We start from the raw sequence: 11773 nt of genomic DNA on the forward strand, positions 1-11773 counted from the left end.
GGTTCGCTGCGGATTACTTCACGAGGGCGTCCTGGACCACCTTCCCCGCCCACACCTCAGGAGCCGACGATGGACGACGAGATCCAGCTGATCAGTGACGGCGATGGTTTCGCGGTCATCGGGAATCCGGCGGCCGTCGAGCGGTTCCTCACCTCTGAGCGGCTGCCGTCGAAAGATCTCGGACTGAAGCGGCTCCGGTCTGCCCTCGGCGCCGGGTCCAGCATCGCGAAGGCGGGTGCCGAGATCTCCGCCAACTCGGGCCGCTGGGTGAAGCTCACCGAAGAGTCCGCGCGGGCGATGAAGCAGTTCCCCCTCATGAAGGGTTCGGAGTCGGATTTCAGCCGGGCCGTGCTGACCGAGAACGGCAAGATCAAGGGGCTTCTCGAGATAGTCACGACTCCGGGGGCGCTGCTGAGCAACCCGGCGCTGCTGACCGGTGCGGCAGGACTCATGGCGCAGCTCGCGATGAAGCAGAGCATGGAGGAGATCACCGAGTATCTCGCCTTGATCGACGAGAAGGTCGACGACGTGCTCCGCGCCCAGAAGGACGCCGTGCTGGCGGACATGATCGGGGTGGACCTCGTGATCGGGGAGGCCATGACGATCCGGGACCGGGTGGGCCGGGTCTCCGAGGTCACCTGGTCGAAGGTCCAGGCCACGCCGGTGACTATCGCCCGCACCCAGGCGTACGCGCTGCGTCAGCTCGACGCGCTCGCGGAGAAGATGGAGCGGAAGACCAAGGTCGCCGATCTCGCCAAGATCACCAGGGAAGCCGAGTTGAGGGTGCAGGAGTGGCTCTCCGTGCTGGCTCGCTGCTTCCAGCTTCAGGACGCGATCGCCGTGCTCGAACTCGACCGGGTGCTGGACGCGTCTCCGGAGGAGATGGACGAGCATCTGCTCGCGCTCCGGGCGGCACGGCAGAACCGGCTGGAACTCATCTCACGCAGCACCGAGCGGCTGATGGTCCGGATGGACGCGGCTGCCGGCACGGCCAACACGAAGGTGCTGCTGAACCCCACCTCGTCCCGGGCGACGGTGCAGTCGAGGAACCATGTCGCCACCGTCGTCGTCGACTTCCACGGACGGCTCGGCATCGCGCGCGATCGACAGTCGTTGAACGCGAGACGATGGTTGGACGCGGCCGTGGAGGTGCGGGACAAGGTGCTCGTGACAGGCACGGAGGGCGTTGACGCCGCCCGACACCTCGGCAAGGAGACCTTTGGCAGGACCAGGTCGGTGGTGGGCAAGCTCTCCAGCGGGATCGCCGAGCGCACGCTCCGCCAGCGCGGGAACGACGAGACGACCGAGTGAACGATCGCACCTCCTCCCTCCTCGCTCCTCACGCATCGGCGATCATCGCTGTGAGGCCGATCTGCCCGATGCAAGGTGAGTGGGTTCTGGTCACCTCCGTCATCCACAGTCGATGATCGCGTCAGGGGCCGCTGGTCTGGCGCTGAGAGCAGCGATGGTCGACAAGGACCAAGGCCCTGATGGGGGCGCTGGTCGCCCTGCATCAGTGCGCTGGGTCCCGGCTGCGGCTGCGACTGCCTCCGCCGACACCGCGCTGATCGTCGACGGCGCCTTCCTCATGCGCTATGACGGGGTGATGTCGGAGCGGTCCATCGATAGGATCGGCTCTCGCGTTCAGGGCGACGGCGGGACTGGTGTGCATGGCGATGGAACTGCTGCCGTTGATAGCGACGGCGCCGAGGGCGACGGACCAGCCGGAGCCCGAGCCACCACCGACCCGGTCACTTCGGGTCGCTCTGGTCAACATGCCGTGGGCGCGCGTCGACGCACCGTCCATCCAGTGTGGGCTGCTCCAGTCCGTCGTCCGCGCGGCGGGCCACCGATGCGACGTGCACTACCTGAACCTCGACTTCGCCGCCGAGATCGGGGCCCAGACGTACGACGGGCTGGCGAGGATTCCCAGTGAGCGCCTGCACCTGATCGGCGAGTGGCTCTTCTCATACGCCGCCTTCGGCGAGGTGCTGACCGAGTCGGCCTACTACCAGGACTTCCCCGAGGTCGAGAAGCAGTGGGCGAAGCTGACCGGCGGGAGCCTCGACGAGCTGACCCGGCTGCGCCGGGACATCATTCCCGGCTGGCTGCGCGGGTGCGTGCGGCGTGTCGACTGGGCCGACTACGACGTCGTCGGGTTCACCTCGACCTTCCTGCAGAACACGGCGTCATTGGCGCTGGGCCGGATGCTCCGCGCGGAGCATCCGGACCTGGTCCAGGTGTACGGAGGTGCAAACTTCGACGGGGCCATGGGTGCCGAGTACGCCGGCACCCTGCCCTGGCTCGATTACGTGGTGACCGGCGAGGGCGACGTGGCCTTTCCCCGCCTGCTGGCGCAACTGGCCGCCGCAGAACACCCCGCGGTGGCACATTGCCGGGTGCCCGGCGTGCTCAGCGCCCGCGACGCCGCCGCACAGACCCGCGACGCGCCCCGCACCCAGGACCTGGACCGGCTACCGATCCCCGACTACGGGGACTACTTCGCGGCGCTGGAACGCCACGGCCAAGCGACGATCCTCGGTGACGAACCGGTCAAACTCCCCGTCGAGTTCGCTCGCGGCTGCTGGTGGGGCCAGAAGCACCACTGCACGTTCTGCGGGCTGAACGCGCTCGGCATGGGATATCGGTCCAAGAGTCCCGACCGCGCCGTGTCGGAGCTGTCCACGCTGCTCAGCGCCTACCCCACCGTGCACGTCGAGGCGGTCGACAACATCCTCGACATGTCCTACCTCTCGTCGTTCTGCACCGAACTCGCCGATCGGCGCTGGGACATCCACGTTTTCTTCGAGGTCAAGGCGAATCTCACCCGGGAGCAACTGGCCGTGCTGCGCCGGGCGGGAATCCTGACCATCCAGCCCGGCATCGAGAGCCTGAGCACCCACGTGCTGAAGCTGATGCGCAAGGGCTCCACCAAGCTGCTGAACATCCGGTTGTTGAAGTGGGCCCGCTACCACGGGATCCGGGTGGCGTGGAACCTGCTGACCGGTTTCCCGGGCGAGACCGACGAGGACTACCGCGAGCAGGTCGAACTGATCCCGCTGCTACACCACCTGCATCCACCGGACGGGTGCAGCCGTTTGTGGCTGGAACGCTTCAGTCCGTACTTCACCGACCCCTCGTTCCCGATCTCAGACGTCCGGCCACGGTCGAGCTACCGACACATCTACCCGGACTCCCTCGACCACTCCCAGATCGCCTACTTCTTCGACTACACGGCGAAGGGAATCGGCAGCGATGAGGCGTTCGCCGCCCTGTCCAACGCCGCCCGGCGGTGGCGGCAGCGCTGGGCGGAGCACCGGCCGTTCCTCATCTACCAACGGGTGCCGGGGCGGCTGGTACTGGTCGACACCCGTGCCGAGCAGCCTCGCCGGGCCGTTCTCACCGGCTGGCAGGCCGAGGCGTACGAGCTGTGCGGGGACCGCCCGCACTCGGCCGACCGGATCCGGGCCGGGCTCGAGTCCGCCGGGCACCGGGTCACCACCGCCGAGGTCAGCGCCCTGCTGAACCAGTGCTGCCGCTCCGGGGTGATGGTGTCCGAGGACGGGCACTACCTGTCGCTGGCGATCCCGGAGAACCCCGGATGGTGGTAACGGCGCCCGAACGGCTCGCGCTGGCCCGCGAGGTGGCCGCGCGGTTGGCGGCCCGGCCGGGGGTGACCAGCGTCTTCATCACCGGCAGCCTGGCTGTGGGGCTGGGCAACCACACCTCCGACGTGGACGTCTACCTCGCCGGGCCGGACATCGGGGCAAGTCGGGAGCAGGTCTTCGCCGGCCCGGTTCGGATCGACGTGCACCGCTTGTCCACGCAGGCGCTCGCGGAATCGGTTCGGCGGGTGGTGGGTGCGACCCTGCGCAGCGACGACGGCGCGGACGTGATTCCCGAGCGGGACGTCACCACCGCGCTGCGGCTGCACCTCGGGGAGATCGTGGTCGACGGCGGAGCGGTCGCCTTGCGGAAGACCTTGCAGGAACACGAACTCACGCTACGTCAACTGCTGATCACCCGATGGCTCAACCTCGCCCACTACGGCCAGGAGGACCTGGGCGGGCTGGTCGACGATCCGCAGGACGGCGACGCCGCCGTCATGGTCGCCCGGCTGCTGCTTCGTACCGCCGGCAAGGCCCTCGCTGCGGCCTGCGGCGACCTTTTCCCCGGAGAAAAGTGGGTCTGGCGTCAGCTCGACCGATCCGCACCGGCCACCTTCCCGCACGCCCACTATCGTCACCTGCTGCGCGCCGATCCGCTGGCCACCGGGCACGACGGGATACGCCTGACCGATCTGCACCGATTCGCTCAGACTTGCCTCGCCGCCACGGGGGTCCTCGGCTGGCACGGAGTGCCGATGGCACATCAGCCCCGCTGGCACGGCGGCGACGGACCGTTACGGCGAGTGCCGGAGCTGTCCATCCGCGCCTACCAGGACGGGGTGGTGCTCACGTCGCCGGAGAGCCGCCGGATCCGGTTGAGCCACGAAGCGGCACTGGTCTGGGCGCTGTGCGACGGGATCGATGAGGCAACAATGCAGCGTGACATCGAGCGGTTACGACCGGTACACACCGTCGCCCGCCGGTTGGAGGCCGAACGGGTGGCCGTTCTCACCGACAAACTGCTCGCAGCGCGACTGATCGACGGGGGGCCGGCATGAAGGTGACCTATGCCCGCAGCGACACACTCGACCTCTGCCTGGCCCTGCACCGGGAACTGGTCGGTCGTTGCTCGTGGGAGGTGTCCCTGCTGCCCAGACCGGTCGAGCCGGCGATCGCGGCGTTCCTGCAAGGGCTGCGCGGCTGGCGGGAGAACGGGGTGACGATCCCGCCGGCCGCCTTCGCCGCACCCGACGGCCCGGAGGCTACCGACGAGGCGACCCGGACGGTGCTGGCCGCGATGGAGGCCGCCCGGCCTCGTCTCGCGCCGGCGATCGCCGCCTTCGACGAACGCCGCACCCTCGCGGAGGCTGACCTCGACCAGCGCCTGTGCCTCCCCCAGGTGGCCGACCCGCTGGCGGCGGCCATGGGAGTCCCAGGCACCTCGCTGGAACTACCGGTCCATCTGGTGCCATTCGCGCCGTACCCGCCCTCGGTGGGGTTACTCCTCGACGGTTCCCGGGTGGCCGGCACCTACCTGGACTTCCGGCGGTACGTCGGTGCCACCCTGGCGGACGCGGTGCTGACCCAGCTGGGCTGGGCGTTGCTGCGCACCGAGCATGGCCCAGGCCACCTGCTGGGTCGGTTGCGAGCGCTACTGCCCGGCGCCGGGCCGTACCAGCGACAGATGCGGCTGCTGCTGACCAAGACGCTGGTGGAGCTGACCGCCGGGCACCTCGTCCGGACGACGGACCCGACGCACCGTCCGTGCGTGGACGTGCTCGGTACGGCGTGGCGTTTCCCCCGCCTGTACGACCTGGCCCGCCGCCACTGGACGCCCTACCTCGACGGACACCTGGACCGGGAGCGGGCACTGGCCGCGATCGCCGATGAGGCCACCGCCTACTCCCCCCGGTGGTACACGGAAAACATCGACGGCGCGGCCCTGGCGGCCGATTTCTACCTGCTGGAGTGGTTGGCGGCGCAGGGCGACGCGGAGGCCGCAGAGCGGCTGGCCCGGTGGGCACCGCAACTCAGCGCCGACTTCGCCGGCCAGCTCGACCTCATCATCGGCACCGAGCTCGGTCACTACGAGTGCGCCCGCCTCGACACGTTCCCGCCGGAACTCGCCGCGTTTCTGCAACGCGTCAACCTCGGTGACAGCCGGGTGGGCTGGTGGCGGAGCCGCCGCGAACTCGGCGAGATCCACGCGCTGGACCTCGCGGTGGACGCGTTCGCAGGGCCCGGCGTCGAGTACGGCGGTGAGGCGTGGGCCCCGATCGCGGCGATGCTCCGACGGTACGCCGCCGGCGAGCTGCCCGCCCGCGTCTTCATCGACCAGTGCTTCACCCTGCAACACAACAACGGCTGCCTCTTCGACAAATACTTCGAGGCCGAGTACCTGATGCCGGTACTCGAGGCACAGGCCGCCGGGGATCTGGCAACGCTCGCCCGGCACTCGTCCGCCGAGGTACGTCGCCGCTGGCAGCGCCACCGGTACCACCTGGAACGCGGCTACTCTCCGGAGTGGCTGGGCGACGGCCGGGCCGCCGACGCGCCACCGCCGGACCGGCCGCGTACCACCCGGCTCGCCCTCGGCGCCCCGCCGCCCGGCAGCCTCGGCTGCGGCTCCGCCGCAGAGGCCGAGCAGCTCGCCGCGTCCCCCGCGGACGCCACCGCTGCGATCCGCACCCGTACCTGGCAGTTTCGCCGGCCGTGGCCGGCGGTGCCGCGCCGGTACGCCGCCGTGACCGCCCTGCTGAACACCGACCTGGGCAACGTGACGCTCCACCTGTGGCCGACGGTGGTGCCGCACACCGTGGACAACTTCGTCGCCCTGGCCAGCGGGTCGCGGACGTGGCAGGACCCGGTCACCGGAGTGCGACGCGACGACCCGTTCTACGACGGCGTCGAGTTCCACCGCCGGGTGCCGGGATTCATGATCGAGGCCGGCGACCACTCCGGCACCGGCAAGGGCGGCCCGGGATACCGGATCCCCGACGAGTTCCAGGCCGGTGGGGTCTTCGACCGGCCTTTCCTGGTGGCGATGGCGAACAACGGGCGGGACAGCGCCGGGTCCCGCTTCTTCGTCACCCTGGCCGCCGCCCGTCACCTGGACGGCGGGTTCGTGCAGTTCGGTGAGGTGCTCGACCCGGACTCCCAGGCCCTGGTGGCGGCGATCGCCGAGGCACCCGGGCCGGTCCGACTGCTCCGGGTGACGATCGACGCCACGCCCGCCTGAGAGAGGTCGCCCCTCGCCGACGCCGTGCGAGCCGGCAGGCCTGCCACGCCTGGCCACCTGCTCAGGCGAAGTCGTCGTGCCCGTGCCGGTGCGCCCGGCGGATCTGCACGGCAACGACGACGGCGGCCACGCCCAGCCAGGCGACCCCCACCACGGCCTCCATCGCCACCTGCGACAGCCAGGGGTCGCCGCGCAGCCAGGAGTGCACCGCGGCGAGACCGTGCCGGCCCGGCAGGAACGCCCCGACGACATCCAGCACCGGCACCCGCCCTGGTGGCAGGAACGCACCGCTGCACAGCATCACCACGTAGCCCATCAGGTTGCTGGCCAGCGTCTCCGCTCGACGGCCCACGGCAAAGGCGGCGGCGGCCAGGCCCGCCGCAGTCGCGGTGAAGGAAATCAGCAGGTAGACGAACGCCATCGGGGCCAGGCGTAGCGCGAGGTCACCCAGCCCGGCGACGGGAGCCACCACGACGGCCGCGACGAGGACCACGCCGAAGCCGGCGAGTGGGTACGGCAACGAACGGGCGACGAAGAGCACCGTCGGGTGCAGCCGCCCGGTGCGTAGCCGCCAGAACGTGGCAGATTCCTTGTCGGCCACCGGGACCTGCGAGACATAGAGAATATTGGTCATCGCGAGCGCGAGCACCAGCCCGCCGACGTACGCGTACTCCTGGTGCCGGGCGCCCGCGACGACACCGCCGAGCAGAGTGAAGAACAGCGTCTGCAGCACCATGCGGGGCAGGACGCTGCCACCCAGCACGCTCGGCGGGTTCACGGCGAGGAACTCCCGCCACCCGAAGCGGACGGCTTCGCCCAGCCGCCACGGCAGCGGGGTGTCGAGGAGGCTAGACGAGCTCAAGGGTCCCCCTCCGGCGACCGGCGTCCACGGCGGCACGCAGGCAGGCGACCGCCGCTATCAGGTAGGCCATGGTCAGCCCCACCGCGACCGCCAGCGGTGTCGCGCGCACCGCACCGGCGCTGATGCCCACCACGAACTCGTGGATCCAGTGCAGGCTGAGCAGCGTCGGCACCCAGCGCAGCCACTCCGGTAGCGCGTCCGGTGGGATCAGCAGCCCGCCCAGGATGAAGACCGGATAGATCAGCGCGCCGGACCAGGCCAGTCCGTGCCGCGTGACCAGGAACAGGCAGGCGAGCAGCATGCCCAGCGCGGTGCCGGACGCGACGACGACGAGCAGCGCGACGAGCAGCCACAGCGGATGCGGCACGCCGACTCGCAGCCGCAGCAGCACGATCACGGCGGCCGAACTGGCGAGGATCCCGCCAGCGCTGTAGAGCGTCGCGCCGAGGCTCCGGCCGAAGAGCACCAGGCTGGGCGAGAACTGGCTGGTGACGCTACGGGCCAGGGTGCCGTACGTGCGTTCGCGCCGTAGCACGCCGCCGGCGGTCCACACGGTGGCGCTCCACATCGCGGTCAGCACCACGGCGGAGACGACGACACTCGCCTGATCGGACATGAGACGCCGGGTGCCGGCCACGATGGCCAGCAACGCGACCGGCTGTACCACGGAGACGACGACCACCATGGGCCGGGTGCGCATGCCACGTTGTTCGGCACGCAGGGCCGTCCAGACCACCCAGGCGGCGGTGAGCAGGCGCTCGTTCACCGCGCCCTCGTTGGCTCGGGCTCGTCCGCCGACAGGCGGTCCATGACGGTGGCGTAGACGTCCTCGAGGCGTACCGGCGCGACGTCCACCGCGAGCACGTCGAGGCCGGCGAGCGCGGCACCGAGCCGGTCGAAGGTCCCGCCGCCCCATTCCGGCACGCGCAGCCGTAGGGTCCAGACCCCGTCCTGTTCCTCGACGTCGTCCGGCACCGTCCCCAACGCGTCGAGGTGCCGCGGCACCGGACCGCGACCCCGCACCGTGACCGTGGCGGCGAACCCCGCCGAGCGGGCGAACTCGTCCGCCGTGGTGTCCATCGTCACCGTCCCCCGGGACAGGATCAGCACCCGGTCCGACAGTCGCTCGATGTCCAGCAGGTAGTGGCTGGTCAGCAGGATCGACACCCCGGTGCTGCGCAGCCGCGCGATGGTGGTGCGCAGCCGTTCGGCTTCGACCGGGTCGAGGCCGACGGTCGGTTCGTCCAGCAGCAGCAGGCGCGGCTCCGCGACCAGGCCCAGCGCGATGTGCAGTCGCTGGCGCATGCCCTTCGAGTAGGTCTCGACCGGGCGGTGGGCGGCCTCGGCGAGCCCGACATCGGTCAGCGCGTCGTCCACCTTGGCGCGGATGGCCCGCCGTCCGACGCCGGCGAGCATCGCGAAGTAGCGCAGGTTCTCCCGTCCGGACAGGGCGCCGTAGAAGCCTCGGTCGCCGCCGAACACCACGCCGGTCAGCCGCCGGACCGCGCGCAGGTCCCGCCGGACGTCGTAGCCGAAGACCCGGGCGCTGCCACTGCTGGGCTCCAACAGGGTGGCCAGGATCTTGGTCAGGGTCGTCTTCCCGGCGCCGTTGCTGCCCAGGATCCCCAGAATCTGCCCCTCGGCGACCTGGAATGTGACGTCGCGCAACGCGATCACCTGGTCCCGCCCGCGGCCGAACGAACGTCCCACTCCGGTCACCTCGACCGCTGGTGCGCTCATCGCGCCTCCGTCTCTCGCTCCATTGCGACCGTCACCCGCCCGACGGTCAGCCGGGCCACGGGCAGGCGGGCGAGGGAGCACGAGACGTAGTCCGCCCCGAGCCCGACCAGCAGCCGGACGGCCGCCGGATCGAGCGCGTGTTCCCCGCAGATACCGACGCCGATGTCCGGCCTCACCTTACATGCGGCGGTGACCGCGTACCGGACGAGCTCGCCGACCCCCTGGTCGTCCCAGAGGGCTGCCGGCGACTCTTCGATAAGCCCGAGATCCCGGTAGCGGGGCACCAGCTCTCGTTCGGCGTCGTCGCGGGACAGCCCCCAGCCGAGGGCGGTCAGGTCGTTGCTGCCGATGGAGAGAAAGTCCGCCCGGCGGGCCAGATCACCGGCGACGAGCGCGGCGCGTGGTGTCTCGATCATCGTACCGACCGGCATCGTCTCCGCCCCGATCCAGCCGAGCTGCTCGTACGCCTCGGCCAGCCGGTCGCGCACCAGGTCCAGCTCGGCCGGCACGGTGACCATCGGCACCAACAGTTCGGGGTGCGGATCGCCGCCGTCCCGGCGGACCAGCCCGGTCGCCTCGACCAGCGCGGTCAGTTGTACCTCCAGCAACCGCGGATCGAGCGCACCCAACCGGATCCCCCGGACACCGAGCATCGGGTTGATCTCGTGCAGTCGCCGGGCGGCGGCGAGCGCAACCGGGTCGGGCCCGACCCCGCCGCCGACCCGCGCCTCGGCGGCGGCGATCTCAAGTCGGGTCAGGTCGGGAAGGAACTCGTGCCGGGGCGGGTCGAGCAGCCGAATCGTCACCGGCAACCCGTCCATGGCCCGCAACATGGCGACGAAGTCGTCTCGCAGGACGTTTCGTAGGTGGTCGAGCGCCTCGGACGTCTCGGCGCTGCCGGCGCCGGTCAGCACCTTCGCCAGCAGCGACTGTCGTTCGCCGAGCAGCATGTGCTCGATGCGGCAGAGCCCGATGCCGGTGGCGCCCGCGCGTCGGCCGGCCTCGGCGTCGGTAGGCGAGTCGGCGTTGACCCGTACAGCGAGGCCGGCGTGCCGGTCCGCGGCGGCCAGGATCCTGCGTACCGCAGTTGCCACCGATTCGGTTTCGGCGCCGCCGGTCCGGGTGGTCCGCGCGGTCGGCAGGCCGCCCCGGTGGACGGTGCCGGAGGAGCCGTCCACCGTCACCCGGTCACCCGGCCGGAGCGGCTCCCCGTGGTCCGGACGCAGACAGTACTCGTCCGTGTCGACCCGGGCGTCGCGCAACGCGGTCACGCAGACCCGGCCGAGCCCACGGGTGACCACGGCCGCGTGTGAGGTGCTGCCGCCCTGCTCCGTGACCACGGCCACGGCGGCGAGCAGGCCGGGAAGGTCCTGCGGCATGGTCAACGGAAGGATCAACACGGGGTCGGCCCCGCTCTGCCGGGCGGCCACCGCGGCGTCCGCGTCGAAGACGGCGACGCCGTCGACCACACCGGGCGCCACGCCCTGGCCGCGGCAGAGCACGGGAAGATTCGTCGCTCCGCCGGCCGGGGTCAAAGCCCGCGTCAGGTCCTCCGTGTGGATCAGGCCGAGGGCGTCCCGCTCGGTGAGCGCACCGTCATCTACCAGACGTGCGACGTGGGTGAGCAGCGCGGCGCCGTGGAGTGCGGCCGGTGCTACGGCGATGACCCGGAGTCGGTTCGCCTGCACGGTGAACTCGACACGTACCGGCTGCCCGGCCTCGCGTTGGGCGGATTCCGCCAGCACGGCGAGTTCCGTGCCCCACGGCTGGTCAGCTGCGACCTCGACGAGATCCCTGCCGCCGTGGAGGAGAAGCTGCGCGCCGGTGACGCCGAACTGGAACTGGCCCGAGAGTCCGGGCTGGCCGGTGGTCGGATCGCATGAATAGGCGAGACCAGCGCCGGAATCGGTGCTCAGCCTGCGTCTCCCGTCGTAGACGTGGCAACTCCGGCGAGCGGAAACTCGCCGGAGCCTTGGTGATCTGGTGCTGTGCCGTCAGCCGCGAACGTTGTCCACGTGGACGCCGAACAGATAGGTCCGGTCCTCCACCTTGAAGGCCTCCTCGTTGGTGATGGGGGCGAAGTCGAGCTCCGCCAAGTCCTCCTGCATGTCCTTCGGAAGCGCGTTCTCGCGCATGTCGCTCGTCATATCGTCGAGCGTACATGCGCTGATCACTTCGGCACCCCGCTCGCAGCCGTGGTGCGCCGCCGCACCACAGACCTGAACCGCACTGTCGCCCACGGAGGAGCAGGGAAACCAGGGCACACCACGCAACGCCACCGGTTGGTAACGTGTCGGCGACGCGTACCGGTCGGCGTCGATGCCC

The 11773-nt window shown here is 70.6% G+C and carries 10 protein-coding genes; 5 read left to right on the forward strand and 5 right to left on the reverse strand.

Annotation, left to right across the window (positions count from 1 at the left end; translation table 11 throughout):
• Positions 1-69: 69 nt before the first annotated feature.
• From ACGFNF_RS15990 to ACGFNF_RS16005, 4 genes are all read left to right on the forward strand, one after another.
• Positions 70-1311: a hypothetical protein gene (locus ACGFNF_RS15990; RefSeq protein WP_393168563.1), complete on the forward strand. Its 1242-nt coding sequence runs from the start codon at positions 70-72 to the stop codon at positions 1309-1311.
• A 359-nt stretch (positions 1312-1670) separates the two neighbouring features.
• Entirely contained in the window at positions 1671-3611 is a 1941-nt protein-coding gene (locus tag ACGFNF_RS15995) for a RiPP maturation radical SAM C-methyltransferase (RefSeq protein WP_393168566.1), read from the forward strand.
• A gap of 62 nt (positions 3612-3673) precedes the next feature.
• On the forward strand, positions 3674-4666 hold the full coding sequence (locus tag ACGFNF_RS16000; protein ID WP_393168568.1) for a hypothetical protein: 993 nt from the start codon (positions 3674-3676) through the stop codon (positions 4664-4666).
• Positions 4663-6846, forward strand: a complete 2184-nt coding sequence (locus ACGFNF_RS16005) for a peptidylprolyl isomerase (protein ID WP_393168570.1) — start codon at positions 4663-4665, stop codon at positions 6844-6846. The genes ACGFNF_RS16000 and ACGFNF_RS16005 overlap by 4 nt, the downstream gene beginning before the upstream one ends.
• Positions 6847-6907: 61 nt before the next feature.
• Here ACGFNF_RS16005 and ACGFNF_RS16010 read toward each other — a convergent pair whose 3' ends face one another.
• From ACGFNF_RS16010 to ACGFNF_RS16025, 4 genes are read right to left on the reverse strand one after another with little or no spacing between them, the layout of a single operon-like run.
• Entirely contained in the window at positions 6908-7708 is an 801-nt protein-coding gene (locus tag ACGFNF_RS16010; RefSeq protein ID WP_393168572.1) for an ABC transporter permease, read from the reverse strand.
• A complete protein-coding gene (locus ACGFNF_RS16015) occupies positions 7695-8474 on the reverse strand; it encodes an ABC transporter permease (protein ID WP_393168574.1) in 780 nt (259 codons plus the stop codon). Before ACGFNF_RS16015 ends, ACGFNF_RS16010 begins: the two co-directional genes overlap by 14 nt.
• Positions 8471-9448 carry an ABC transporter ATP-binding protein gene (locus ACGFNF_RS16020; protein ID WP_393168576.1) on the reverse strand — a complete coding sequence of 326 codons (978 nt, stop codon included), beginning with the start codon at positions 9446-9448 and terminating at the stop codon, positions 8471-8473. The genes ACGFNF_RS16015 and ACGFNF_RS16020 overlap by 4 nt, the downstream gene beginning before the upstream one ends.
• Complete coding sequence (locus tag ACGFNF_RS16025; RefSeq protein ID WP_393168578.1) at positions 9445-10950, reverse strand: putative PEP-binding protein; 1506 nt, start codon at positions 10948-10950, stop codon at positions 9445-9447. The genes ACGFNF_RS16020 and ACGFNF_RS16025 overlap by 4 nt, the downstream gene beginning before the upstream one ends.
• Before the next feature lie 54 nt (positions 10951-11004).
• Here ACGFNF_RS16025 and ACGFNF_RS16030 point away from each other — a divergent pair, with 54 nt between their 5' ends.
• Positions 11005-11331, forward strand: coding sequence for a hypothetical protein (locus ACGFNF_RS16030; RefSeq protein WP_393168580.1), 327 nt, complete (start codon positions 11005-11007; stop codon positions 11329-11331).
• A gap of 111 nt (positions 11332-11442) precedes the next feature.
• Here ACGFNF_RS16030 and ACGFNF_RS16035 read toward each other — a convergent pair whose 3' ends face one another.
• Complete coding sequence (locus ACGFNF_RS16035) at positions 11443-11688, reverse strand: hypothetical protein (protein ID WP_393168582.1); 246 nt, start codon at positions 11686-11688, stop codon at positions 11443-11445.
• Between the last annotated feature and the right edge of the window lie 85 nt (positions 11689-11773).

Origin of the sequence: Micromonospora sp. NPDC048868 (assembly GCF_043198195.1) — a bacterium.
Lineage (GTDB): Bacteria > Actinomycetota > Actinomycetes > Mycobacteriales > Micromonosporaceae > Micromonospora > Micromonospora reichwaldensis.